The sequence below is a fragment of the Candidatus Edwardsbacteria bacterium RifOxyA12_full_54_48 genome (genome assembly GCA_001777915.1).
Classification (GTDB): Bacteria; Edwardsbacteria; AC1; order AC1; family EtOH8; genus UBA2226.
This window is the reverse complement of record MFFN01000004.1, coordinates 778126-804689: the sequence shown is the minus strand read 5'-3', so window position 1 is coordinate 804689 and position 26564 is coordinate 778126. Positions and strand designations below refer to the sequence as shown.

22 protein-coding genes are annotated in these 26564 nt (G+C 47.8%); all 22 read right to left on the bottom strand.

Annotated features, from left to right (window positions below):
- Positions 1-19: 19 nt before the first annotated feature.
- Complete coding sequence (locus A2273_05260; GenBank protein ID OGF07872.1) at positions 20-1975, bottom strand: hypothetical protein; 1956 nt, start codon at positions 1973-1975, stop codon at positions 20-22.
- A gap of 23 nt (positions 1976-1998) precedes the next feature.
- Positions 1999-3045 carry a hypothetical protein gene (locus A2273_05255; protein OGF07871.1) on the bottom strand — a complete coding sequence of 349 codons (1047 nt, stop codon included), beginning with the start codon at positions 3043-3045 and terminating at the stop codon, positions 1999-2001.
- Positions 3046-3084: 39 nt separating this feature from the next.
- Positions 3085-4170: a hypothetical protein gene (locus A2273_05250; GenBank protein ID OGF07870.1), complete on the bottom strand. Its 1086-nt coding sequence runs from the start codon at positions 4168-4170 to the stop codon at positions 3085-3087.
- Positions 4160-5104, bottom strand: coding sequence for a Vi polysaccharide biosynthesis protein VipB/TviC (locus A2273_05245; protein OGF07869.1), 945 nt, complete (start codon positions 5102-5104; stop codon positions 4160-4162). Before A2273_05245 ends, A2273_05250 begins: the two co-directional genes overlap by 11 nt.
- A 19-nt stretch (positions 5105-5123) precedes the next feature.
- A complete protein-coding gene (locus A2273_05240) occupies positions 5124-6227 on the bottom strand; it encodes a hypothetical protein (GenBank protein ID OGF07868.1) in 1104 nt (367 codons plus the stop codon).
- 9 nt (positions 6228-6236) lie between these two features.
- A complete protein-coding gene (locus tag A2273_05235; protein ID OGF07867.1) occupies positions 6237-8096 on the bottom strand; it encodes an asparagine synthase (glutamine-hydrolyzing) in 1860 nt (619 codons plus the stop codon).
- A gap of 39 nt (positions 8097-8135) precedes the next feature.
- A complete protein-coding gene (locus A2273_05230) occupies positions 8136-10094 on the bottom strand; it encodes a hypothetical protein (GenBank protein ID OGF07866.1) in 1959 nt (652 codons plus the stop codon).
- On the bottom strand, positions 10072-11004 hold the full coding sequence (locus A2273_05225; GenBank protein OGF07865.1) for a hypothetical protein: 933 nt from the start codon (positions 11002-11004) through the stop codon (positions 10072-10074). The genes A2273_05230 and A2273_05225 overlap by 23 nt, the downstream gene beginning before the upstream one ends.
- A gap of 1 nt (position 11005) precedes the next feature.
- Positions 11006-11497: a hypothetical protein gene (locus A2273_05220; protein ID OGF08034.1), complete on the bottom strand. Its 492-nt coding sequence runs from the start codon at positions 11495-11497 to the stop codon at positions 11006-11008.
- A 47-nt stretch (positions 11498-11544) separates the two neighbouring features.
- Positions 11545-12741: a hypothetical protein gene (locus A2273_05215; GenBank protein ID OGF07864.1), complete on the bottom strand. Its 1197-nt coding sequence runs from the start codon at positions 12739-12741 to the stop codon at positions 11545-11547.
- Positions 12738-14066 carry a hypothetical protein gene (locus tag A2273_05210; protein ID OGF07863.1) on the bottom strand — a complete coding sequence of 443 codons (1329 nt, stop codon included), beginning with the start codon at positions 14064-14066 and terminating at the stop codon, positions 12738-12740. Before A2273_05210 ends, A2273_05215 begins: the two co-directional genes overlap by 4 nt.
- A 133-nt stretch (positions 14067-14199) precedes the next feature.
- Positions 14200-15006 carry a hypothetical protein gene (locus tag A2273_05205; GenBank protein OGF07862.1) on the bottom strand — a complete coding sequence of 269 codons (807 nt, stop codon included), beginning with the start codon at positions 15004-15006 and terminating at the stop codon, positions 14200-14202.
- A 5-nt stretch (positions 15007-15011) separates the two neighbouring features.
- Complete coding sequence (locus tag A2273_05200) at positions 15012-15605, bottom strand: hypothetical protein (GenBank protein OGF08033.1); 594 nt, start codon at positions 15603-15605, stop codon at positions 15012-15014.
- Positions 15606-15646: 41 nt separating this feature from the next.
- Positions 15647-16903, bottom strand: a complete 1257-nt coding sequence (locus A2273_05195) for a hypothetical protein (protein ID OGF07861.1) — start codon at positions 16901-16903, stop codon at positions 15647-15649.
- Between the two features lie 17 nt (positions 16904-16920).
- Positions 16921-18459 (bottom strand): hypothetical protein, encoded by a 1539-nt coding sequence (locus tag A2273_05190; GenBank protein ID OGF07860.1) that lies wholly within the window; start codon positions 18457-18459, stop codon positions 16921-16923.
- A 187-nt stretch (positions 18460-18646) separates the two neighbouring features.
- Entirely contained in the window at positions 18647-19642 is a 996-nt protein-coding gene (locus tag A2273_05185; GenBank protein OGF07859.1) for a hypothetical protein, read from the bottom strand.
- Positions 19643-19666: 24 nt separating this feature from the next.
- Positions 19667-20557 carry a hypothetical protein gene (locus tag A2273_05180; protein OGF07858.1) on the bottom strand — a complete coding sequence of 297 codons (891 nt, stop codon included), beginning with the start codon at positions 20555-20557 and terminating at the stop codon, positions 19667-19669.
- A gap of 4 nt (positions 20558-20561) precedes the next feature.
- Positions 20562-22055: a hypothetical protein gene (locus tag A2273_05175; GenBank protein ID OGF07857.1), complete on the bottom strand. Its 1494-nt coding sequence runs from the start codon at positions 22053-22055 to the stop codon at positions 20562-20564.
- A 21-nt stretch (positions 22056-22076) separates the two neighbouring features.
- On the bottom strand, positions 22077-22394 hold the full coding sequence (locus tag A2273_05170) for a hypothetical protein (GenBank protein ID OGF07856.1): 318 nt from the start codon (positions 22392-22394) through the stop codon (positions 22077-22079).
- Positions 22394-23089, bottom strand: a complete 696-nt coding sequence (locus A2273_05165) for a hypothetical protein (protein OGF07855.1) — start codon at positions 23087-23089, stop codon at positions 22394-22396. Before A2273_05165 ends, A2273_05170 begins: the two co-directional genes overlap by 1 nt.
- Positions 23086-24138: a hypothetical protein gene (locus A2273_05160; protein ID OGF07854.1), complete on the bottom strand. Its 1053-nt coding sequence runs from the start codon at positions 24136-24138 to the stop codon at positions 23086-23088. Before A2273_05160 ends, A2273_05165 begins: the two co-directional genes overlap by 4 nt.
- Positions 24139-24199: 61 nt before the next feature.
- The gene (locus tag A2273_05155; GenBank protein ID OGF07853.1) at positions 24200-26239 is read right to left on the bottom strand and encodes a hypothetical protein; all 2040 of its coding nucleotides are present in this window, start codon (positions 26237-26239) and stop codon (positions 24200-24202) included.
- Positions 26240-26564 lie beyond the last annotated feature (325 nt).

Below are 26564 nucleotides of genomic sequence, written 5' to 3'. Positions count from 1 at the left end.
ACCTGAAGTAATTCTTTGGTCATTCTATTATTATGTTATTTGTTATTACAATTGATTTGTTGGTTTTTATTTGATTATAAATAACCCGGGCTTTTTCTTTATGGAAATACGCGTTAGAATACCAACCCAGTATTGGTTCATCTTGTCCCGATATTATTTCCGGGCTTAAACGATTATCTAACTGAACTGACACCGCACGACTATTATCGTGTTTCAATAAATAGTTGTTTTTATCTATGCTCAACACTTCAGTCTTGGGGTTTAGATGAAACGGGATTTCGATAATATGCAACTTGCTATCATTAATCTGTATCATGTCCCGTATTATAAAATGATTTTTGTTCTTAATAAATGTTATTTCCCTGACATGTTCTACCCCGGATTTTCTATAACCGTCATGGGTGGCAAGTATATAATCCATTTCTGGATTGGATTCAGCTTTGATTAATTTACACTTATAATGGTCCAGCCATATTGTTGGTCCGCCAATCGTTGCCTGGTCTTTTTTATCTACCCTTATCGTATTATGCGCTAAAGTGCCTTTAAAATAATTTCTCCACTTTGGTTTCGCACCGTAGGAATAAGTTCCAGAATCAATAAAATATGGGAACCCATCAACATTTAGGGTGAAAGATAGCGCATCGGCGTGCCCATGTGCAGAAATGGACAAGTATCCCAATGGCGAATTTTTAAGATGCATGTATATTTCTTTGGCCCCGGTTTCTTTTCTTAGAATGAAATGTCCTGAATTTTTATATAAAATGCTTTCTCTTGGCTTTTTATCGGCTAATATTGAATTATATATATTTTCTCCACCATTTCCGAAAAGCACTTGATTTTTAAAATCAAACCGATTTGTTATAGATTTCAAAACAGGATCCTGAAATATTGTCGCACCAGAACACAATAACGATTGCCAATTATTTACCTTATCATGCGAATCTAATGAAAGTATCACACTATCATCGTCATCACCGTATCCGGGCACATTACCTTTATTATCCACCAAGTTGCTTATATAGTATGTTATATTTTTTAAACATTTGACATAAACATCCGAGAATCTATTCCCAGTCTTTTCCCCAACAATGTATGCCAACATGAATAAATCCGTCACAAATTTGATATACCCGGCAGCCTCTTCTCTATTAATACCCTCCACCGTATGCTGTTTTACTATTTCCTTCTCCAAAATGTGCTTTGAATCTTTTAACCATTTTTCGGATTCCTTAAATTTCCATAAATTAGCAGAGACAAACAAGCCGGTAGCTTCTGCAATCAAGTGGTTGTTAGCGGAGGAGTATTTTGAACGATTGCCCGAGCTATATTTGCAATGTAAATATATTGCTGGTACCCATTTTTTCTCAACAAAGTCTTTAAATTCCTTATTATATTCAAGTAGCTTACTGGCCTCTAAAAAATTCCAGGACCAAAACCAACTTATTAACCTTAGGTTTACTTCAATATTGCTAAACCAATTTATACCCTTAAAATACTGGTTATCATCTATCCACGAACTCGTAATACTGATAAATAAATCCAAATCCTCCTGTTTGTTGAATTTTCTATAACCCAATGCCAGCTTAGGCATAAAATGTAAACGATTTAGCTCCCAAACAGGTTTTACACTTCCATATTTTTCATTTTCGATATCAATATTCTTTGAGAATTCTTGGGGAAATTCTTTGCCGGTGCAGTAATCCTTGTGCCAATTTATTTTTGGCCCGAGATCTATCTTTTTACCAAATATTGTTACTGTAATTGAATCTATCCTTGTCTCCGCATTATCTACGTTAAATATATTATAGGCCGGCAACATCAAATGGACTTTTGGGAAATATCTGTGCTGATACCTTATGTTTTCATATATCTTTTTTACATGCTGTCTGAGCCTAAATACAATTTCGCCAGAACTCATACACTTTAATCTATTTATATACCACTGGATAGTCATTTTGGTTTTGTTTAATTTCACTAATATTGTCTTCGTTTGGATTATTACGATATCATAGTTATTACTTCGTCCTGTGAACCTACAAGTTTAGTGACTTCCTCGTAAACCATTTCCTTTGAATATCTGTTTAATAATGATTTATAAGCCCTTTCCCCCATTTGTTGAAATTTTTTAGGGTATATAGTGATATCTTTAAGCACCGTTGGCAGGTCCTGCATAATGTTCCCTAATAAAATTCCTGTAATACCATCATCAACATATTCTTTTATTATATCGGTATTACTGGCAATAATCACTTTTTTCAAATACATGCTATCAGCAACTACCATTTGACCAGCTGCACCGGTATTTGATTTCATTGGCAAAATGCATGCCTTTGATCCCATTAGTAACTCAATAAAATTATATGTCTTAACATCATATAAAATGCTGATATTGTCGGAAATTTTGATGTTTTCTATTTCCGTGTTTAAATGAGAGCAGGCAATGATGAGATTTTCCTTTACTTCCCTAAAAACGTTAATAAGAGCAATATAGTCTCTGTTGCTGTAACCCCCAGAGAAATAGTAACTTTGGTATTTTGGTTTATAGTTATTTGTAAATTCCGTTTTTGCTTCAGGATTGGGAGGATAATACGGCAACGGAACGTATCTAAACCTGTCCTTGGGCAGTTTTAGATGTTTTGAATATAATGTGATTTCATATTTTGAAAACACAACAAATATTGTCTTCCCATCATCAAATATTTTTAACAAATATCCCAATAAATCTATTGCAATTTGGGAATGTAAGAACAAACCATACCAGTATTTCTTTCTTACGTTAATAATTCTCATTTTTGTAAATATCAATAACGCTAACCCCATATAAGAAAAACCAATAACAGTATCAGCATTATTTATTTTACCGGCCACTTTAAAGGTAAAGTATATATCTCTTATAATATCAACTATTAGGGAAAGCTTGTTCTTCATGCACTTATAGTTATCTCTATAATACAAATCACAAAAGTTGTGATTGTTCTTCAAGTGCTCCACTATGCCAGAATAAAGATTAGAACTGGTTCTAAGTGTATATCTCTTGCTTATCATGTATTATCCTTCACCAATATTTCTGGTACCGCTTATATTTTATTCGTTTAACGATTTGTAAATATTCATAAATTCATCCACCACCTTATCGGCCGTGAACCTCTCCGCCAGCACCCTGTTGTTCCTGCTGATGCTCATCCTTAAATTATCATCCTTCAACAAACGGATGATGCCATCGGCGATGGACTCCGGATCGCCCTCCGCAACGTAAATGCAGTTTTTTTCCTCCTCCATATAGGACAATGAAAACCTGGTCCTGGTGGTGACCACCGGGCACCCGGCCGCCATGGCCTCGGCCACCACCATGGGCATCCCTTCGGGATAATGGGTGGGGAATACCAAGCACCAGGAGTCTTTGTAATGTTCTATTATTGCCAGGTTGTCGATATGCTCCAGATGGCGGATATTGCCGCCCAGCCCGTTCACCTCAACTAGGCTGTCAAATTCCCCGCCGGCCGGACCGCTGCCCACGAACAGGAATTCGGCATCCGGGAATTCTGCCAGTACCTTGGGCGCTGCTTTTGCAAGGTCAAAAACGCCTTTCTTTCTTATGAAGCGGGATACGAACAATATCTTTGGGGTGGCGCGCTCTCTTCGTTCTGCCTGATAAAATTCCGGTTTGATGATATTCTTTAACACCCTTACTTTTCCCTTCAGATCCGGCCAGTAATCGCAGAAATCATTTTTTTCGGCTTCCGAAAGGGTGCCGATGCAAGCGCAGTTCTTCAAGACATAATCACGCAGGCTTCTCATTATCGAGCTCATTTTCCCAAAGCTCTCCCGGTGGCTGCCATGGATCATAAGCAGCAGGGGAATGCCTGCCCGCTTGAGTATAAAGACCAACGGCGCATCCCGGATGATCGATTTGCGGTCAAAAGAAGTATTATGGTGTATGATATCCGGCAGCAGGCCGTGAACATCAATGGTCAACCTGATCAGATCGGCAAATCTTCCGATGCACTTGTCAAACACCCGTTCGGAATTTGATCGCCGGCCAAAGATGAATGTTTTGATCGTTACCTTGTCCCTGAGACAACTCTCCAGATAGGGCGAAACCTGGGAAATGCCGCCATGGACTTCTGGGCCCAATATTCCAAATAATATTTTTACCCGGCTACTTTCCATCGGCCGTTATTTTGATTAAACTTGCCAGGCCCTCCTGAAATGAGACTTCGGGCCGATACCCCATGCCTTTGGCGGCCCGTTCTATGGAAGCCATGGAATCGCGAACATCCCCGGCCCTTTCTTTTTCGAAGCGCGGTTCTACCCGGGAGCCCAGGAATTTATTTATTGCGGTTACCAGGTCCAGCAAGGTATGCCGCTGGCCGCAGGCGATATTGAACACCTGCCCCGAAGCCCCGGTTGATCTGCAGGCCAGCAGATTTGCCCTCACCACATTTGCCACAGGGGTAAAATCCCTGGAATGGCCGCCATCACCGTATATTATGGGAGAAATGCCCTCGGAGATCATTTTGATGAATTTGGGGATGACCGCGCTGTACTGGGAGGCGGGGTCCTGGTTGGGGCCAAAAACGTTGAAATACCGCAGGCAAACCGTTTCCAGGCCGTACACCTGGTGAAAGATCTGGGAATATCTCTCCCCGGTGTACTTGGAAAGGGCGTAGGGCGAAAGCGGCTGGACCGGCATCTCCTCGGACTTTGGCAGGGTGGGGCTGTTGCCGTAAATGGAGGATGAGGAGGCATAGACCACCCTCTTAACCCCGAATTCCTTGGCCGCCTCCAGCACGTTAAGGGTCCCCAATATATTGACGTCATTGGTGGTGATGGGGTCGGCAATGGACCGGGGAACCGAAGGAAGCGCCCCTTGGTGAAGAACGTAATCAACCCCCTTTACGGCTTGCCGGACTATGTGAAAACTTCTGAGATCGCCCTCGATCAGCTCCATGTTCTGATGACCCTTGAAGGGAAGCAGGTTCTCCCTTTTTCCGGTGGAGAAATTGTCCAGCACCCTGACCTGCGCTCCCGAGTTAAGCAATTCGGCGGTAAGATTGGAGCCAATGAACCCCGCCCCGCCGGTGATCAAATATTTTTCAGACATCTTTATCCGCGCTGTTAAGTTAAATTCTTTTTGAATTGTTATCTGTCATGGTTCTATAAAGGTTGAGAAACTCCGGGGCCGCCTCCCGATCGGTGAAACGTGTTGCCAGGGTTCTTGCATTTTGGCTCAGGCCTTTCCTCAATTCATTATCTTCCACCAACCGGATTATCTGTCTGGCAAGCAGCCCGGGCTGTCCCGGCTCAGCGAACAGACAATGCCGGCCTTCGGTCATGTATGAAGCTGAGAATCTGGTCCTGGTTGTCACCACCGGACAGCCCGCCGCCATCGCCTCGGCCACTACCATGGGCATTCCTTCGGGGTAGTACGTGGGGAATGCCAGACACCAGGCTTTTTCATAATATTGCAGGGTGTCTTGATTTCCGATATGCGGAATATGCTCGACCGCTGGGCCCAGTTCTTTATCAGCCACCAGCCGGTCGAACCTCTCCCCATCGGGACCGCTGCCGACAAATATGAATTTGACCCTGGGCTTTTCGACCAGGACCGCCGGCACGGCATCCAGCAGATCGAAGATCCCCTTCATTTTGATGAACCGGGAAATGAAAAGCACCGTGGGATCCGGGCTTTCCCGGCGCTGAGCCTTGAAAAAATCAGGTTTGATTATATTTTTAACCACCTCCACCCGGCCCTTGCATGCCGGCCACCTGTCTTCAAATTCCTTTTTCTCTGACCCGGAAAGGACGCAAATGCGGTGGGCGTGTTTTATAATATAATTACGCAGGATATTGGCGGCCATTCCCATGTCGCCAAAAGCCTCCCTATGGCTCCCGTGTATCTTGATCAAAAGAGGCACTTTCCTGGATCTCGCCAGCCACAGCAGGGGCGCATCTCTCATTATTGACATGCTGTCAAAGGCCGAATTATGGTGGATTATATCCGGATCAAAGGCGGTTATGGCCAGGTTCAACCTGAAAAGGTCCAACATCCGGCCTGATATTTTCTGCCAAATGGTCTCGCTGTCCTTTTTGCGTCCGAATTCGAAGGTCCATACATCGCAATGGGGGCGCAACCCATCCAGCAAAAGGGGCAGATGCTGGGCCGGGCCTCCATGCAGCGAAGCGTTGGGCATGCTGAATAATATTTTGAGGTGTTTTGCTGTCATCTGGTCGCCTTATATCATCCATTGCTTTAACAACAGCATCATCCAAATAAAATTGCCGTTGTCGGCTGTTCCGTTCGCATTTTCCACTACGGCCTGCTTGACCATATTTTGATTCAAACCCCAGTCTGTTTTCCATAAGTCATCCAAGGCCGGGGCCATATTTGGATCGCGGCACCAATCCCTAAGGGGGACCACAAATCCCTTTTTACCCGCTTGCCTGACGGCCTCCGGAAGTCTTTTGCCGACAGTATCGCGTAAAATGCTTTTACGCTGAAACCCTTTCATTTTTATATCCTTAGGCACCCGGTACATATATTCCACCAGCCGGTGATCCAAGAACGGGGCCCGGGTCTCTAAAGAATGGGACATGGCCATCCGGTCAACCTTCACCAGCATGTCCTCCGGCAGCGATAATTTGAAATTATAATACATATTCCGGTAGAATCCATCCTTGAACCGGCATTGCGCCATTTTCTGTTCGAGATATTCATCCAAATGAATGGCTCCCTGGCTTTCACTGGAAATGATCTCCCGCAGCATTCTGGGGTCCATCCAGCTGGCTTTGTTCAGAAGCCTGTTTTGGAAGCTGTCACCGGCAGAATCCAGAACATTTATAAATCGGTCTGTTTTATATCGCCACCGCCCGCCAACCGGACGGCTGATGAATTTTATTACTGAAGGGATTCCCTTTCTTAGGCCCCTTGGAAATCTATGCAAAAAACCAGACAGTTTTTCTGACTGATAGCTGGAATAACCGGATAGCACTTCATCCCCGCCGTCCCCGGTTATGGCCATCTTGACATTTTTTCTGGCATATTCAGCTACGTAGCCGGTGGCTATGGCCGATGAGTCGCCGAATGGCTCATCCGTGTATGACAAAACCCTTGAAAGTGATTCCGTCAAAGTTTCTGCAGTGATTGTCCCATCATGGTGCCGGCACCCGAATTTATCAGCCACCTGTCTGGCCAATGCTCTTTCATCAAAATCGGCGTTCTCAAAACCAACGGTAAAGGTCTCTACCGGATGCTGGCTGATATCCGACATCATCGCCACCAGGCTGGAGGAATCCAGGCCGCCGCTTAAAAAAGCCCCGTAAGGCACATCGCTCCGCATTCGCAGGCGAACCGAATCCGTCAATAATTCTAAAAATGTCTCATTGACCTTCGGTCTATCCCCGATCAGTTCGGCTTCAGAAATATCTGGCAGTTCCCAGTATCTTCTCAGACTGATCTTCCCGTCAACCACAGAAAGGCAGCAGCCCGGTTCAAGCTTTAAAATCCCCTCATAAAAAGAATACGGCGCCGGGACATATCCCAAGCCGAGATATATCTCCGTCATCCTGTTATCCGGCCTCTTGGGCAGGCCGTAGGCCAAAAGGCTTTTTATTTCGGATCCGAAAAGAAGAGAATTATCATAGAGGGCGTAATGCAGTGGTTTTTCGCCCAAGCGGTCCCGCGAAAGAAATAATGAACCATTTTTAGCATCCCAGATGGCAAAGGCCCACATCCCATTGAAGCGCAGCTGGCAATCCTCTCCCCACTGTGTATAGGCATTCAGAATGACCTCTGTATCGGAATCCGTTTTAAAGACATGCCCCAGCGAAGACAGTTCTTCTCTGAGTTCGATATAATTGTATATCTCTCCGTTATAAACTATGGTCAGCCGCTTATCTTCGGTGAACATGGGCTGGTCGCCGGTCTTAAGGTCGATGATGGACAACCGCCGATGGCCCAATGCCAGCGGTCCGTTGACATAAAACCCCTCGCCGTCCGGGCCGCGGTGGGCAATGCTGTCGGCCATCCGCTTGATCTTGGACCGGTCAGCTTTCCTTTGGCTTTCCAGATGAATTAATCCGGTTATTCCGCACATTTATTTACGATATTAAAACATGAATCACGGGCATTGTACCTATCTTTTTCCCGAGGTGTGACGGTATAGTTCCAGATATTTAACCGTCATCGCCGTATGGCTTAAATTGCAGACCATTTCATATCCCCTGGCCCCCATTTCCGCCGCCAGCTTTCCGTCATCGAGCAAGGAGACTATCCTTTCAACCATTTGCTCGACATTCCCCTGTTGCACCAAAAAACCGTTACGCCCGTCATTGATCAGCTCCCCGGTACCACCGCCCCCAGAGGCGACTGAGGGTACTTTGCAGGCCATGTATTCCATGATCACATTGGGGAATCCTTCGTCAAATGTCGCCAAAACTCCCACATCAAACAGTGGTATAACGGATTCAACATCCTTCAGCTGGCCTGTGAATATGACCTTCCCCTTGTTTTCATCAGATACCGACTGTTTTACGGAATCCAGGCCAGGCCCGTCCCCCACCGCAATGAAGGTGACATCATCACGGACTGCAAGTATTTTTTGGGCAGCCTTTACAAATGTGGGGTAATCTTTGTAATCCGAAAAGGTGGCCACCATTCCCACTGCGTTCTTGGTGGTGATGCCCAAATCTTTTTTTGATTTTGCTTTACCCCGGCTGAAGCGGCCGAGGTCGATCCCGTTGTTTATGACACGGGCCTTACTTTTGTCTTCGAGCCCGTGGACCTTAAGGCCGGCCAAAGAATTTGCCACAATGGCGTCGGAGGGGGGGAAAGTTACGGCCGCTTTCAATTTGTACAGCCGGTCAAGCCTTTTCGATGAATACCTGATAGCCCCGTTGATGAACTTTATGCCCAGTAACTTGCAGGCCGGAAGGGCATAAATGGCCGTCATATAGTCCCAGGAATGCACAATATCGGGGCGCAGTTTTTTCAACAGCCCATACATCCGAAGGAAGACGGTCCAGTCATGCCGGACCCTGCGTACCAGCCGGTGGACAATGATCCCGGAATCCTGCAGGGCCGTGTAATGATCCTGACGGGACATGGCCAGCACCTGGCAGTTGATGCCGGGCTTATCCGCCAGGCCCCGGGCCAGTTCTATCAGCTGTCTTTCCGCCCCGCCGACCCCCAGGGAATCGATGGTCAAGAGAACATTGAGGGAATCCTCTTTGCGATACGGCCGGGCCCGCAGTTTCTCCCCCCAGGTCCGGATCATGGAAGGCAGGACGAACAGGCCGCAGCTCTGGCAGATCAGCTTGAAATACCCGGCATCATCGGAAATATTATGGGCCCGGAGCTGAAAGGGATCGTCTTGGGCCCGGCTGCAGCCGTTGCGGATGGTCCTGGCGCTTATATAGCCGCTTTCCCTTACGATGCCGGTGATCTGCTGGTTATAATCCCCGTTGGGATAGGAAAAGTGCTTGACCGGCAACCCCAGCTTTTGTTCCAGTTCCGTTTTTGAGCCGGATATCTCGTCTTTTATCTTTTCTTTGTCGCACTGGATCAATACCGGATGGGTGCGGGAATGGGACCCGAATTCGACCCCGGCCGATGACAGTTCCCCTATCTGTTCCATGGTCAGGCAGCTGCCTTCCGCCCCCGCTTCTTTTCCCTCGGCCACAGCCTTAAGGCGCAGTTCGTCCGGCAATTCCTTCAGGGTTTCTCTTAGTTTGTACGGGATCTTTTCAAACCAAAAGCTGTCATCGGTTCCGATCAGGGCTGAATTCAGGTAAACCACCGGCTTAAGCTTGAATTCTTTGATCGTCGGCAACAATTTGTAATTGTTCTTATATCCGTCATCCAGGGTTATAACGGCCGGCCAGGGCGGAAGCCTTTGGCCGCTCAGGAAATCATCCAGACTGATAAAATTGAACCATCGGCTCAGGTGCTTAATATGGGTCCGGAAGCTTTCCGGGGAGGGGTCATGATAGACCAGCACCGTCAGCCGGTGGCGGTGGGTCAGCCACCACAAACGGCACCAGCCGGTCAGGTAGGTGGCCGCGGCAAATATGTCAGACGTTCGGCTTCTTAGCAACTATAAAAGCTCCGCTGGTTAACAGTATGTCGTCCGGCAATATTTTATATCGGGGCAGCAGTTTGTCTTTTATCTGGGACAGCCACTTGTTTTCATCGTGGTCCTTCGCCTGGTATTTTGTCCGCTGCGGTATTTCTACCGTCAACCCCAACCTTCCCAGCTCTTCGCAATAGACATTTAAAAGACGGCGGTTGGAGTTTGCCCGGTGGCTGGACATCATTTTCCAAAGCTTATTGTCGATGGTCAGAAAGGTCAGGGGGTGATGGTGCTTGGAGAGCATCCAGTAATCCCTAAAATCGACCTTGTGCAGCATCAGCCCTCCGGGCTTGAGCATCCGGACCAGGTTCTCCAGGGCCTGCTCCAGATTGCAGACCTCCATCATCACCGCCCGTGAAATTATCAGGTCATACTTTCCCAGACGATCGATGATCCTCGGATCGTCTATCCCGGTTCCGTAAAGGCATTCTATGGCCTCGGGGTTGAATTTGCTTTCCGCCCGATCGCTGAAGGCTTTTTCCGCCCGTTCCCTTTGCTCTGCCGGCAGCCTCTCAATAAGGGCATCATAGATGGCCTTTTGCTGATTAGCGTCCCGATAGGAGTAGAACCGGTCCAATGCGGTGGCCTTTTTTGCCCCGGCGGCAAAATACAAAAGCGGGATCCCCAGATTGTCACCCGGGCCTATCTCCAGGATATCCCATCGGCTAACATCCCCCAAAGACCCGAAGTTGTCATAATCAGATTTCATCCTGTCGATGTAAGCCAGGCTGTCCTTAAGGGAGAACTTGCGGTGGGTGGCGCCGGTCCGGGAGCGGATGTATCCGGCCTTGATCTTAAGGAACCCCAGCAGATTGGCGAACAGCTGATGGCCGATGGTCAGGGCTTTGTTTTTTATGTGATCGTTCAGCGGCACCCTAGGCCCTCTTCTCCCGTACCGCTCTTTCCACAGCGTTCCTTCTTTCGGCCTCGGAGCCGGCGGAAATGAGAACGCCGCGTTCCAAAGATTGTTTTTCGTATTCATCGATGGTCTTGACCACCCTGGCCGGAATCCCCGCGGCCACTACATTATCGGGGATGTCTTTGGTGACGATGCTGCCGGCGCCTATCACCACGTTGTTGCCGACCGTCACTCCAAGCATGATCTGGGCGGCGGCACCGATGAACACGTTGCTGCCGATCCTGATCTTTCCGAAGACATTCAGCCCGGGGTGTTTTTGTCGCAATACCCCCACTCCGCCGTCATGGGTGTTGAACTTGACCTCCTGGGTGATGGTCACGTTGTTGCCGATCTCTATCAGATATGGCTCCGAGCCAAAGGTGACATTTCCCGTGATCCTTGCGTTGGTCCCAATCTTGACTCCCAGATATCTGGCATAAACGTAAGCCTTTTGGTGATCTGATGCCATCCTTAAACACAGTTTAAAAACAACTTTATTCAAAATGTTCATAGAATTTACGCTTTTGCCTTTATTGTTTCAATAAACTCCATTATCAGCTTAGCATTGGCTTTCGGATCAAAATATTTCCCGGCAACCTCGCAGCCCCTCCTACCGATCTTCTCTGCTTTTACCGGATTGTTCAGGACATCCCTAACGGCATTGGCAAAACCTTTCACGTCATCAGGGTCAACCAAATAAGCAGACTCTTCGTTGGTTAAATACTTTGGAATGTCACCGATACTGGTTGTTACTATCGGCCGGCCGGAAGCCAAATATTCGCCTATTTTGTTTGGGAATCTGGCAATTGAACGGTCGCCCGAGGGCAGGGGAGCTAATAGTGCCGAAGCACTGCAATAAGATTTAATCAATTCTTCTTCGGGTAGGTAGCCTTTTAAAATAACCAACTCTGACAAATCTCTTTTTTGGATATCACTCTTTAATCGTTCCAAGTTGCTAGGGTTAAATGCCTTGCCGGTGATTGCCAGCTTTCGGGTTAAGCCGTTTTCTTTAAGCTCAACCATTACTTTCAGCAAAAATAAAACGATATCCGTCTGGTCCAATATCCCGCAGAATAGAAGATCACCATTGGGATTATAGGGGGTATTGCATTTATAGTTATCGGTTTTTACCAGTATTGGGGTTATCAGACAGGGGATATCTCTTTTAATTATGTCTGAAAAATCAGACACCCTCTGTTTTATGAATGATGAGATGGCAATAACACCGTCGGCGAAAAGAAATAATGGCGTGGTTAAAAACCAGTTCTGGATTTTTGTTTTAAGATCCGTATTGCGGTGGGATATTGACCATTCACACAATTCGAGAATAATTGAGATGCCTAATAATTTGCACCAGAAAGACAAGAATGCCACTCCATTGATCGATCGTAAATATAAAATTACGGCATCTAGTGTTTTACGGTTTTTATACAAATCCCCGGCGCAGGCAATGAATCCTTTTAGGACCATATATCTGCATTTAAAATAATTGCCCGGTATTATGGTGCTGGTTGAAGTATACCTGTATGCGCACCCATCCATAGTTCCATGCAAATGATCGTTTAAAACGTTATTGGGATATTCTGTGGGTTTTGGTATTAATATCTCAACCTTGCTGCCGTTTTCAGTTATTCCCATTGCCAAATGTCGCGCCCGGCTGGTGCTGGCCATGCCCCTGGGGAAACCAAAATTTATGACAATTACTATTTTCACAGCGCCAGCCTGCCGCCAAGGTCAAATTTCTTATAAGAGTTATGCCCCAAAAGATGACCAATGGCAGCTCCAAGAAGAATTAAATAAAATTGGTGGGGACCAGTCCAGACATTATCCCCAAACAAAAATATAAAATGCGTAAGGACAAACGCCCAACAGACCATGCTAAAGTATGCGTTTTTATATTTACGAAATGAAAAAGCCAGGCTTAGGTAAAGGGCATTTATCGATATCCAGAAAAGCAGCCCACCTTTCCAGGGCGGCCAGGTGTGCCCGATCTCGATCGAGGAGGTGCCGTTGAACAGACCGCCCTCTGCTTCCACAAAATAATGAAGCCTGGAATCAATGATATACCCCCCGAAACCTTTGCCTAATATAAAACTGTAATCAGACACAAGGTCCTGTATTACCACATAAGTAATATATACCCGTCCATCGTAAATAATGTTTCTGACAAAACCGTATTTCCCGGTTACCCGTTCATTGAACATTTGAAGGGAGTCGGACATTTTCAGTCCCACCGTACTGCTGATGATCAACACTCCGACCACTACCGGGATAAAAAAGAGCATCACTCTCTTGATTATGCTCCCCAAATATGCCCAAAAGCTTGGACGGGTGGTGATATTCTGCAGATAGGTCATCACCAATAGCGTAAATATTATCCTCATGCTAGGCATTCTTTTTTGAAACAATATCTGCTCTATTATGAAAATAACAAATGCCCCCATGATTATTAGTTTGTCCAGCCTGCGGACCCGGTACTTGAAGAGATATATGTAAAACAACACCGGGTATAGCAGCACCTGCAATTTATTTGTCACGGAACTTTCGGTAACGACCCTGTCAATGGATTTTATAAACGGAAGTGACAGTATATTTACAATGACAGCGTATGCTAAAAGCAGTATTACTAATTTATCGATGTGCTCCCAGTTTTTTCTCCTGGCTCCGAGTAAGATCGAGCCGAAAAGAATTATTACCCCCTCAAAGTCCATATAGAATAAACCAATGGGGTTGTTCAGATACAATCCCACTGCCGACATCAATAAAATGGAAAGGACGAAAAGCACTACCCATTTATGCGATTCTGCCGGGAACAGCCCGCCCTCTTCCTTGCTCATCCCAGTGCTGATAACGGCCGCAAGACAAAAGAACCCCAGACCCAGAGCGGTCATGGTAAGGGTTACCGGAGCAGTCAGGGACAGCTCCTCGAAAAAAACGGAGGTATGAAACAGGGCATATATCGCAAAGGACAGCCCCAGGAACAGCAATATCCATCTTTCCTTTTTTGGGGAGCCCTTATTCATTTGATAATCTTCCATTCCCTTATAACACTGTCGATGCTAATTGGTCAATTCCAAGTTATGCTTAAATGAAATCACTGGGTGATATTTATTAAATAATTACGGGGTTTCTATTGACTATACGTTGATTGGATCCGGGGACAACTACATATCATTTAATAATGGTAAAAGCCAAAGAACCGCCAGGTATTGATATTACTTCATAACCCTGCCCGGAAAACTCCAGCAGCCACTTGGAGACTCCATTCAGCCCAGATCTTCCATAATCATGCCAAACGATTACGCTCCCGGGGTGGCAACAGTTGATGGCATTCAGGGTATCGGAACGGACATATTCGTAGGAATGAGCACCATCAATGAAGAAAAGATCCACTTTATTGAAATACGACGAGTAATCATAGTTTGCGCTGTCACCATATAGGCAGTGTATCTTAGAAGCAACGACACTCTTTTCAAAACAATATTTTTGAGTTTTACCCAATAATACTATATGCTCATCATCTGTAATGGTGGTATTTAACTTGGGTTTTATCTCTTCATTTGTCGGCAGATCCAGCGTATGTATTACTGCATCCGCTGGCGTATTTAAAGCCATATGCAACGCGGTATACCCATTAAATGTGCCGATCTCGAATATGGTTTTGGGTTTTATAGACCGGCAAATCATGCAAAGGCTTATCAGATCCGTCAAATAGGAGGCCGATGCAAAAAACCAGGTGCTCGATTTTAAATTGCCCAGTGTTATTGATTCAGTGCTATCAAAAGGGAATACCTTTAAAACATTACTTTGTCTTATGCCGCTTTTGGGATTTAACGTCCTGAAAAGAAAAAGTATTTCCGACACATACCCGATCATACTTCTTGGTTTGTTCAAGAGCGATAGTGAGATAACATTACCACCTAGAATTAGATTTCTAATAATTGTGTATACTGTTTCCGCATATTGTTTTAGTTTCATTGGTATTATTCCTCGTTTAACTTACGTATTACCCGGCAGGGATTGCCGGCCGCCACCACGTTTTCAGGTATTGACCTTACCACCAGGCTGTTGGCGCCGATGACGCTGTTCCGGCCTATGGTGACGCCCTTCAACACCACTACATTCAAGCCCAGCCAGACATTGTCCTCTATAACCACAGGGGTTGCAATTACCTCCGCATTTGAATTCTTCTGGCGTTTGATCGGGTGCCAGTCAAAATCGGTGATGAAGGTGTTCCCTCCGCACAATACGTTGTCGCCGATGGTGATCGATTCGCCGCAGCCTATCACTGTTCCGCTGAAGCCGCAGTTATTGCCGATCTTTATTCTTGCCCCTTCATTCATGGTGGAGACCAGGCATTTCCTGTTTATCCCCACCAGGTTGGAAAGGTAATCGGACCGGAACCGGCAGTCGTTCCCGATCTCGATCTTGCTCAGGAAATGCCTCCGGAAATGGGGCCAGCCGTAAAAGGCGCAGCCCTTGCCGCATTCTATGCCCCTGGCCGCCAGGACCAGCCTTACTGTAATCGCGTTCAGGCGCATTTTCAAAATGATCCAAAGGTAATCCAACCGGTTCAGCAAATAGCCCCGGGGGTCCTTTTTTATTTGGGCCAAAGATCTCATTGTGCGGCAGCGTTCCGGCGAAGTTTGTGGGTGGCCAGGTAATTGATGGCTATCGAGATGACATACATGGCGATGAAGGATATGGCCTGTCCCAGGACAACCGCCTTAAGCGGATCATAATATCGTAGCGTTGCCAAAGGCAAGAAATACTGGCAAAGGCCGAAAGCAATTATATAGACAGACATATAGGCCCATGATTTAAGGGTGATCAATATGGTGTAGCCGAATTTAAAGCTGAAGAACACACCTGCCATAAGTCCCAGATTTATTATATCCTTGGTCCTGATGTATTTGGGCAGGAAAGTGTCGATGATATATGGTATGGTCAAATAGCCTGCCACCGCCAAGGGGATCGCTATGGCCAATAAAGCCAGGTGAGACTTCCATGACTGCTTCCAGATGCGTTTGGGATCGTTGTCCGTCCCCAGCTGAAACGACAGCTTGGGGTACAAATATGTTCCGATGGAATCGGGGAGGATGCCCATGGCGCCGATCAGGGTAAGCACCGGGGCGTATAATCCCAGCATCTCTATAGACCCGTATTTTATAAGGACCAAACGCGGCAGGGTGTTGAAAAAATTAAAAAAGTACGATCCGGCAAAAATGGGCAATCCTGTCTTCAGCAATGTTTGGAATGCCGCCTGATGGAACACCGGCCGGACCCTTATCGGCCGCCATAAATGCGTGATCACTGTGATAAAAACCGCCAGAAAGATCTGCATCAGGCAATATCCTTTGAACCCGTAAAAGTAAACCAGGGCCAGGCTGATGATCCGAAGGGCAGAATCAATGAGCTGGATATATGACAGCTTTTCGAAGTCGGCATTAGCCCGGAAGGTCCCGGCCAGATAGGCATTATAGAAGTTCAGGCAGATGACGATGACGATGCTGAACAACGGGAAATACCAGTCTGGTTTAATTTTTACAAAGAAAAATGCCGGCAGGGCCAGGACGGCAAATATTATGATATTGGCCAGACTATAGTACTGGGCGGTCTCGGCGTATTTATAGGCCTGCCCGGTGTCGCCCTTTCCCAGACAAAACGGCAGTTCCCGGTTCATCCCGTTGATGATGCCCAGACGCAGGAAAGCGCTGTAGGTCTGGACCAGCATCATGGCCTGCCAGATGCCTATGTAGTAGGGATCTATCCAGCGATAGACCAGAAAGCCGCTGATCAGGCTGGAAAGGTTCAATACCACAGCCGAAGAGGTGAACAGGGAGATGTTCTTGTATTTGATGAATAATTGTTTCAAACCAATATCCGCCGGCACTAAGCCGTCTTGCGGCCCTTTTCATCCAGTTCGCCCACCAGTATCCGGAAAAATTTTTCCCTTTCGTTAAATACTGTCCTTTGGTTCATGCGATATTCGCTGGTCAAATAATTCTTGCCGGCCGCCCTCAGCGACATCTCCTTGAAGACGATCCGCTGGTAATATTTTGCCCTATTTATTACATCAATGGATGGAGGCACCGGCCTTGCCAAAACCTGTTCGATCCTTTTAAAATATTCTTCCTGGGTTTTGGGGACGTCCACGATGCCCAGGTCGTCATATTTGGGAGAAGCCGCCATGATCACCGGCTTGCCCCGGATTATCATGTCTATGCCGATGTTGCTGAGCCAGGCCAGGCCGATGTCGGCCCTTTCCACCAGAGAGTAGGTGTTGACATCATCGCTTCCTTTTACCACCTGAACATTACCAATGCCCCTGGCCAGCTCTGCAGCGTAATCCCCTATCTTGACCCTGGCCCTTTGCCATACCTCATCGGGATGGGCCCGTATGATAAGGCGAAGATCTGGGTGCGCCTTAAAGTAGGCAATAAGTTTTTCCAGCCACTCCTTCTGGTTTTTGAATGCCACCGCCCGCCTTAGGGTCGAACTGTCCCCCACCACATTGGTCCCGCAAAGGAACAATGGCCCGGGCCGGGACAGGAACTTCCGTAGGTCGGCCGGGTAATCTTCATCCTTGGTGCTTCTCTGCACCGGGTGAAAATCCTCCAGCCATTCATCATCCCGGTCCAGCGAGAGGTATTCCTGGAAATTCCTGAAGATGGTGGAATCATTCTCCCTCTGTTGATTCCACTCACCCAGTGCCTCCATCCAGCCTTTGATGTCATAGATCAATGCCGGACGATTATAGGCCCATATCATATGCCCGGGACGCATGGCCCAGCCCTCAACGAAGACCGCTTTAATGTTTTTCCTGGCCGCCGCTTCCAGAAAAGCCGCCGAGCGGCCGATCAGTCCGGAAGGGCATATCAGCCTCTCGATGGTGATCTCGGAAAATAGTTTTTCCGCGGCTGCCGCCGTTTCCACCAGGATTTTGCAAGATCGCTGGTATTCCTGCCGGTATTCATCCGCCATTACATGGGATTCGTACTCTTCCACCCGAAGATTATAAGCCGCCATGGTGTGGGCGTGGTCCTCGGCGAAAGCGGAATAGCCGTTCTTTGTCTTTTCGTCTGAGGGGATGAAGTTATCAATGTCAACTTTTTCTATGTACTCGGTCTCTAAAAACGCCGACCAGAAATCCAAGCCGGCCTTTTCCATTATGCGGTCTCTGGGATAAAGGCTGGCTATTTCCCTGCCGCTGAAAATCACTACCGGCTGGTATCCCATGTTGTAAATATAATGGGCCGCGAACGCCGCCCATTCCGCCCAGGTATGATTACGGAAAGCGACGATCCCGATCTTCTTGTCATGGGTCTCTCTGTTTTTGTTGACATTATACTGCCACTGCTTCAGGGCCGAGTATGCCGTCTTGACATATACCGGTTCCAGGCCAATGCTTGATTGCAGCAAGGCAAGCATGTCGGAAATATTATATATCGAACTCCAGTATAATTTTGAAAGCAGGTTACTAAACATATGTTTTTTAATTATTTAAATGCCGAACCATGGCCCCGGTTATTCGATTCATATCTTCATCGGCCACGTCCAGTCCGATTCCTCAACGATTTGATCAAAGAGACCTGAAAACAAACATAAATGGATATTGTTATGATTTTCTGGCATAAGCTGTCAAATTTATGCAAAATCTTTGCCCTTTATTTTTACTGAACACATACCTTGCAAACTTTATAACTGATGCTTTGAATTTTAAAATAATCAGTTTTTTGTTCGTACAATTTACTTTTGCATTATTAACATTATGCGTATCATAGAAGGGCAAAGGTATCGTCTTATATTTCCATTTGTCAATTTTGAAGCCAGCCATATTTAACATTTGATTCAAAGTATCCATAGTAAAATGATATAAATGGCGGGGAACATCAAGTTGTGACCAATTTGTCCCGAATAACATACTGTCATAACAATTATAATTGGGAACGCCAACGATTAATAGGCCGCCTTTCTTTAGTATTCTATTGCACTCTGTGAGTACCGACAAAGGATCATGAACATGCTCCAGAACATGGTTAATGGTAACAACGTCAAAAAAATCAATCGAAAAAGATGCATCTTTAAGCTGCCCGCAATATATCTTAAGTCCTTGTTTTTCCGCAAAATCACAGGCTTTTTTACTGATCTCTGTGCCATAAATATCCCAACCATACTCTTTCATCCAGGCGATCATATCCCCATTACCGCACCCAACATCCAATATCTTTCCGTTTTTAATATTTGGAACAACAATATCTATCTGCTGGTTTAAAATTGTTCCGATGCATTTAATAATTGCTTTTTTTAATAAACCTTTCGCATTTGAATCATTCAAATAGCTTTGCCGGGCAATCAACTGCAAGTATTTTTTGAAATTCTTCTTCCTTGCTGGGTTCTGGTGTGAATAATATGTTTGGGGATAAAACAAACCGATAGTTTCCGAAGACGGCATTGGATTTACATATGTTAAACTGCATTTTTTACATCTCACCAGATTGAAAATTATCTCTTTCCCATCTTGGTTCTCCCGTACATTTGTGAGTAATTCAGTGTCATTGCTCCCGCAAAGGTTGCAGGGCACACTGATAAAACTGGTGGGAACCATGCTCATATATCTCTCCAGACCGATTTCATCTTATTTGCTTAAACCGAGAATAATGGTGTCTGCCATCCGGCCCTTTTCCAAAAACTTCTGCCAAGCCAGGTTGATGTCGTCCGAAAAAAGATCAACCGAGGCGTTGCCTGTCGGCTTCCCATCCCTCATCCACAGGGCGAAGTTCGAAAGATCGAAGTTCTGCCTGAAACCAAAGCGGGCCTTTTTAAATCCCGCTTTTCGGGCAATGTATCCCAGGGACCTTTGGTTGAAGTACCAACGATGAGCCGTTCGGTAGTTGAATTTTTGGTATGGGCCGGATCCCATCTTCATAAGGATATCATCGGCGTTGGGGGTCACCAAAACCGCCCGGCCGCCGGGTTTTAATATCTCCCGGATGCTTTTCAGAAACGCGACCGGTTCCTCTGCATGCTCTATAACGTGGAAACTGGTTGCCAGGTCAACTTGTGATTTTCCTTCAGCCGCCATTAAGGCATCGATCCCGCTGAAAACTGAATGCCCCCGGCTTCTCAGGGCCCGGTGATATCCGGCAAAAGGTTCGATGCCGATGGTCCTCTTGGCCTGACCCTTGATACGTTTCAGGAAGGACCCGCCCCCACAGCCGACATCGCAGACCGTTTTGCCGCTTAGATCAAGGCCTTTTACCAAGTCAAGGTACCAAGCCTGTTCCTTGTCGTGCAGTCGATGGTATGTTTCGATCTCCGCCGATCCGTTATAGTCCAGCCTATAGTTCTTTTCGCTGTAATTCATTTTCGGAAAAGGATCCAAAAAGATTACCCCGCAATGGGAGCATTTAAGCACCTGGTATTTCTTAGAGGTAACGCTCCCCCAACTCCCGGCCCGAATGGCTCCGTTATAGACTGAGGTTATCTTTCCGCTTCCGCACAGGGCACAGTTTAATGGTCTTATCATGCTGTTACCAGTTCTCCACTACTGTTTTTCTCTCCAGCAGGTCCTTTTTGTTTATTGCCTCGTCATCGTAGTAGGAATCGCCCTTGATATGGGTGGTGGAGATCTCCTCGATGATGGCCCCGCTGCGGGAGGTAAAACTGTGCCTGGTACCCGGTTCAACCAGCAGGGTGTCCCCTGGCGTCATTTTTACCAGCTGGTTGTCCCCCAGATTTATCTCAATATCGCCTGATAGGAGGTGAAAGGTTTCTTCCTTGGTTTTGTGATGGTGGGTGGGGTGTTTTTGCCCGGGAAGGACTATCAGCAGTTTTTTGCAGTACATCCGGTTGACGATGTCCACGATCACCGCCCCATATTCCCTGATCCGTTCGATCCCATAGTGATGTGAAAGTTCTATCAAAACATCGCTACCCGGCACTATATTGGCCTCGTTAAGCATGCCTTTCACTTCGTGGACCACGCTGCGGACCAGGTCTATCTTGCTTCGTTCCCCGCGTATCTCCTTTATCGGCTGATCGGGCCGGTAATCGCCGGCGGCCGTCATCGATTCGTGATATTCAAAGGCCGTGGTCTGTCCCTCCAGGCAGGGTATGGCAAAATAGACCTTGTCCCGGGACAAGACCTCCCCATTTTTGACATGGCCGGCGGCAAAGGCCCCTCTCATCAGGGACCGTAAAGAATCCAGCTCATCCCGGGTGACCTGCTTGTCTTCTCCGGGGCCGCAAATGGCCCTGGCCAGCAGGGCGGCCTCCAGCCACTTGCCGGTCTGGACCGGATTCATCGAATAGGCGTTAAGTTTTATTTTATCTGTCTCCACCCCCACGTGCCGCTCCAGGATCTGGGCGCCCTTGGCCACGGCGATCTTTACCACATCCAGGTTGTCCGGAGCCTCATGCCCGGAATACCCGATGGCCGTGCCGGGATACCTGTTGCGCAGTTTGTCTATGAACCCGGCGTTGATGCTCTGGTTGCCGGCCGGATAGACCCCCACGCAATGCAGCAGGGCGAAATTTGTATGCCGGTGGCCGCAAAAGCTGGCTATCTTGTCTATCTGCGGCAGGGTCAGGCCGCCGGTGGAGGCTATCACCGGCTTGCCGGTCTTGCATATTTCTTCCAGCAGGGGCCAGTCGTTGGCGCTGCAGCTGGCGATCTTGATGATGGAGATGCCGTGCTCCACCAGCAGGGCCACCGAGGGCTCGTCGAATGGCGTGCAGATGGCCTCCATCCCCTGCTCTTTGATGGCCTGCACCAGCTGCTGGAACTGGCTGGCGTTCAGCCGGGTATCCAGGAACCGTTTGACATGCTTGCTCGCCCCGGAATTGATATGGTCCTTGTGGATGAAGGTGTCCAGCTCCCGGTACTGCAGCTTGACCCCGGCCCGGATCCCGTGCTTTTTGGACAGGGCGCCCATCTCCTCGATGATCCTAAGCCCGTGCTCCACGCTGCCCTGATGGTTGTTGGCCATCTCGAAGATGAACAAGCCCTTGAAAAATTCTTTCATTTTATCTCCCAAGAAAATGCATTATTGGCCGAACTGGTCCTTCAATTGCTCCAAGCTGATCATCCTGTCGTCGATATAATAATCGGCCGCCGGTTTTCCGAACATCAGCTGGTGGTACCTGAGGCCGCAGGATTCAAGCTGTTGCCGGGTGGTCTCGGCCCAGTCGATCCCCGTCACATAGCCGCGGGCGGTGAACAATATTATCCGGTGGCCCCGATCATAGAGCCGGTTTATCAGGCTGACCGTTTCCGGCAGGGGCCGGGCCAGGGAGTAATCGTTGCCTGGCACCAGCGACATGATGATCCCGTCAATATCGAAACAGAATGTCTTATTATCCATCACTTGGCCTTGAGTATCTTTCTGACGGTCTTCAGTTGATCCGGTTGGTCGATATCCCAGAAGTGATCCATGATGTATCCGTGAATGACATCGCCGGTCATCGATCTTTTATCCAATATCACGCTTGTTCTTATCACGTCGATAGAAGCATTTTGCAGATAAGCTTTTGGCAGTGACTGACGCGGCAGGTTATAGGCTTCCTTGATATCGTTCGCTATGACCGGGGAAAGGTTTCCCTGGCCATCCCGAAACCACATTTTAAAAGGGGTCTCGGGGGCCGGCACCACTGATCGGACGGAATCGATCCCTGGGTTTTCAATAATGATCCGGACCATTTTATCGATATCCTCGGAATTCCTTATGGGATAGGTCGGCCTTAGATGTACGCAGATCTCCGGTTGATAGTCCTCATTGAGCCGCAGCCATTCCAAGGCATGAATAAATACTTCCAGGTCTGTCGAGCGATCGCCTGAGATCTCCCGGGGTCGCAGAAAAGGGGTCTCGGCTCCGCATTTGTCGGCAATGGCCGCATAGCGCCGGCTGTCGGTGCTGACAATGATCCTGGTGACAAGCTTTGCCCTTTGGGCATGTTCGATGGAATGAGCCAGCATAGGTTTACCGCCCAACAGCCGGATGTTTTTATTGATGATCGATTTCGACCCGCTGCGGGCCGGTATCAGGGCCAGGATGTTCATATTCTGAACTTGGGGAATATTTTATTGACGATCTTTTTAATGTCGCCGGCAAATATCTGGTAGCCCTGGGTGGCCTGAATATCGCTTATGATGGTTGATTCCTTCAGGTATTCCCGGCCGATTATAAAAGCAATTCCCAGAAACAGGCCGAAAGCTATGGAGGCCAGCAAAACCCTGGTCCGGGAGTTGCTCTTGACAGCCGGCGGGCGGGCTTTTTCTACGATATCGATGATCGGGATATCCTTGATCTCCTGGAGCTTGGCCTTTTCATACTCCTTGGTTATGATAACAAAAATTTCTTCCTGAATCCTTAGATCCCTGGTCCGGCGGACCATTTCTTGCTGGAGCGACGGGGACGACATCAGCTGGCGATTATTTTCCCTAAAAAAGGTGAGGTTTTGTTCGGCCCTCCTCAGGTCCTCTCTGGCTTTGCTCAATTGCTCTTCAATGTATTTCCGATTGTTGCCGGCCTTGCTTTTGCGAAAATATTTGTTGTAGGTATCCAGCTGCTCCACGATGTAATTGGCCATCTGCGAGGCAATGTCGGGATCCTTGAAGGTCACCATTATATCCAGGGTCCCCTCCTTGATGGAGATGGGCATTTTGATCATGCCCATAACCGCCTCATGAAGAAAATACCTCATCAGTTCCGGATTCTTCTCCTTGATGCCCAGCACTTGGGCCAGGGTCCGCGGACCATTCTCCTTTCTTCCCTGATAAGCCTTCTGGGCCAGGGAATCTGTCATCCGCTGGCTGGCGATGATCCGCTGGTAGATCTGGGGAGTGTTGATCTTGACCTTGGTCCCGGGAATATCCACCCCCAGTTCGTTGGCCATTACCGACAGTGCGGAAAATGTCCCGGCCTCCTCTCCGGTCGGCAATATCGTCAACTGGGCCTTATATACCGGATTGGAGAAGAATAGCAGATATACCAAGGTGACCAAGCCGATGGCTCCGGTAATAAAGGCTATCAGCTTCCAATCCTGGAGAAGGACGTCAATGTATTTTATGGTGTTGTTTTGCTGGCTTTTGATATTCTGGTTATCCATTAAATGGCCCTTTTCTAAGGTTTTCCCTGGTATTTTTTTACTTGCCGTAATTTACCTTGTTTTATTGCTGGAGCTGATTGATCCCCACCACTATCACCACCGCGGTGGTCAGTATGGCGGTGGTGCTTTGGATCACTTCGCTCCATTTGACCCCGGCGCTTTCCTTCTTTTTGGGCACGATGATCGAGGCTCCCGGCGGGATATTGCGCTGGAACAGTCCGAAGAAGGTTTTGGGGTTCATGTTCCGCCCGTTGGGCAGCCGAACGGTTATTCTTTTGCGGTCGGCATCCTCGGTGGTGCCACCCACCTTTTCTAGATAATGTTTGAACCCGTGATTGGGCTCGTAGATCGTATTCACCGGGAACCGCACCTCCCCGCTGACGTTCACTGTGGCCGGCCGTTCGGGAATAGCTAAAACATCCCCGTCCCGCATTACGATATCATGAAGATTGCCGGTCTTGTTCAGGGCCTTGGCTAGGTTCACATCGATCTGGCCCTCCCCGGCCCGGCTGAAGATGCTGCCTTCGGGATAGGCCCTTGGCTTAAGCCCTCCGGCCCGTTTGATGATGCTGGAAAGGCGCTCCCCCTCGGCAGCCAGCGAGTAATATCCCGGGAAATACACCATGCCGTCGATGGTCACCCTTTTCTGGAACTGGTAGTCGGGGTCCTGGCGGACGATCACCCGGTCCCGGGATTTTAAGGGAAAAGCCCGGTCGGTCTCGCTGTCCAGGTTGAGTATGAAGGTGACCGTCGATTCCGGCCGGGCGTAGAACAGCATCCGGGACACCTCGGCCCGGGGACGGTAAGCGATCTTCAATAGCCCACCGGCCTTATCTACCAACTCCCCGACCGTGGTATTGTCGGTGATCTCATAGGGACCAGGCATCAGGACGAACCCGTCGATAGTGACGATATTGTCGATTCCCTCGGGCACCTTGTATATGCCGATCACGTCCTCGTTCTCCAGCTGGTACTCGGCCGGGTTTGACATTATGTCACGGTAAGAAAGATCTATCAAAGTGACCAGTCCGTCCCGGCCGGTGCGGTTTATCTGGATGATCTCGGTATAGGCATCGGGGCGCAGCCCTCCGGCCAGGGCCAGCACCGCCTTCAATCCCTCGCCGGGCAGGGGCTCGTAGATCCCGGGGCGGTAGACCCCCCGGGGGATGGCCACCTTCCTGGGCGCCAGCGGCACATACACCACGTCTCCGTTCTGCAGCCGGATATCGCTGTCCTTTTTTCCCTTCAGGATCAGATCGTAGAGATCGATGGTTGCTATCGGCTTGTTGTTGCGAAGCACCTGGACCTTTCGCAACGATCCCTGGTTGGTGGGACCGGCGGCGTAATAAAGGGCGGTAAAGGCGGTGCTGGTGCTGGAGATGACGAAACCGCCGGGCTGCCGGACCTCGCCCAGAACGAAGATCTTTATCCTCTTCAATTTTCCGGTGGTCACATCCACCGATATGGCTTTGGACCTGATGCCGGCGTAAATCTGGGACAGGCGCTCCACGATCTTCTTATGGGCTTGGATCAGGGTCAGTCCGTTGACTATCACCATTCCGGCTTCGGGAAGGTTGATCTTACCCTCCCTATCCACTTTATAGGTTCCCGAATACTGCACTTCTCCGTAGAGACTGACCATCAGCTCATCATCGGTCCCGATCTGGTAATTGGGGTCGGCCGGAGCATAGTCCAGCGGTTCAAAGGTTACTGCCGGATTGTTGAATATCTCGTACCCGAAGGGGGGCAGGGAAAACAGCCTGTATTTTGGCGTTTTTACTATGTTATAGCTTTCAAAGACCGCATTTTGTAATTCGCGAAAATACTTGGAGCCGCCCAAAGATTCCTTGGTCTTCTTCTCTTCCGAGTCTGAACCGGCTTCTTCAGGGGCCTTCCCCTCATTTTTGGTCTTTTCTATGGCATTAAGAATGTCCTGGTCAGAATAGCCTACATCTTTGGCTTTTTCCACCGCATCGGGAACCGTCAGCCCGGCTTTGCTGACTTCTATATCTAGGCCGGCATCCTTGATGGCCTGGGTAGCATCCTGAGCTGCTACATTCTGAAAAAGCAGGATGATAACCAAGGCACATATATTTTTCAAGGTTGATCTCATCTTAATTGTATCCTTCGATTTAACATATTTGAAATATCTGGTTAATTATTGGATCTGACTTAAACCGCCAAAACACCCTCTGAAGCAGTTTCCCCGGCGGTAAAATTCCTCTTGCTTTTCAGTCCCATAAAATCAGCGCAACTGTTTGTAACATATTATATTAAAAAGTTATTTTAGCATGAATGTTTACCATAGTCAAGGGTTTAAAAAGTTATATTTTCCATAACTCATCTGCCCCTGTTGTTGGAGAGGTTGATGACAAAAAAGCCCCCTATTGATAAAATAAGGAGCCTTGATGGCAATATTTAATCCC

What these genes read in the sequence shown, in the direction of transcription:
- A2273_05255 (OGF07871.1), bottom strand. Translation starts at nt 3,045, where the DNA reads ATGATAAGCAAGAGATATACACTTAGAACCAGTTCTAATCTTTATTCT.
- A2273_05250 (OGF07870.1), bottom strand. Translation starts at nt 4,170, where the DNA reads ATGGAAAGTAGCCGGGTAAAAATATTATTTGGAATATTGGGCCCAGAA.
- A2273_05245 (OGF07869.1), bottom strand. Translation starts at nt 5,104, where the DNA reads ATGTCTGAAAAATATTTGATCACCGGCGGGGCGGGGTTCATTGGCTCC.
- A2273_05240 (OGF07868.1), bottom strand. Translation starts at nt 6,227, where the DNA reads ATGACAGCAAAACACCTCAAAATATTATTCAGCATGCCCAACGCTTCG.
- A2273_05235 (OGF07867.1), bottom strand. Translation starts at nt 8,096, where the DNA reads ATGTGCGGAATAACCGGATTAATTCATCTGGAAAGCCAAAGGAAAGCT.
- A2273_05220 (OGF08034.1), bottom strand. Translation starts at nt 11,497, where the DNA reads ATGGCATCAGATCACCAAAAGGCTTACGTTTATGCCAGATATCTGGGA.
- A2273_05210 (OGF07863.1), bottom strand. Translation starts at nt 14,066, where the DNA reads ATGGAAGATTATCAAATGAATAAGGGCTCCCCAAAAAAGGAAAGATGG.
- A2273_05205 (OGF07862.1), bottom strand. Translation starts at nt 15,006, where the DNA reads ATGAAACTAAAACAATATGCGGAAACAGTATACACAATTATTAGAAAT.
- A2273_05190 (OGF07860.1), bottom strand. Translation starts at nt 18,459, where the DNA reads ATGCTTGCCTTGCTGCAATCAAGCATTGGCCTGGAACCGGTATATGTC.
- A2273_05185 (OGF07859.1), bottom strand. Translation starts at nt 19,642, where the DNA reads ATGAGCATGGTTCCCACCAGTTTTATCAGTGTGCCCTGCAACCTTTGC.
- A2273_05180 (OGF07858.1), bottom strand. Translation starts at nt 20,557, where the DNA reads ATGATAAGACCATTAAACTGTGCCCTGTGCGGAAGCGGAAAGATAACC.
- A2273_05175 (OGF07857.1), bottom strand. Translation starts at nt 22,055, where the DNA reads ATGAAAGAATTTTTCAAGGGCTTGTTCATCTTCGAGATGGCCAACAAC.
- A2273_05170 (OGF07856.1), bottom strand. Translation starts at nt 22,394, where the DNA reads ATGGATAATAAGACATTCTGTTTCGATATTGACGGGATCATCATGTCG.
- A2273_05165 (OGF07855.1), bottom strand. Translation starts at nt 23,089, where the DNA reads ATGAACATCCTGGCCCTGATACCGGCCCGCAGCGGGTCGAAATCGATC.
- A2273_05160 (OGF07854.1), bottom strand. Translation starts at nt 24,138, where the DNA reads ATGGATAACCAGAATATCAAAAGCCAGCAAAACAACACCATAAAATAC.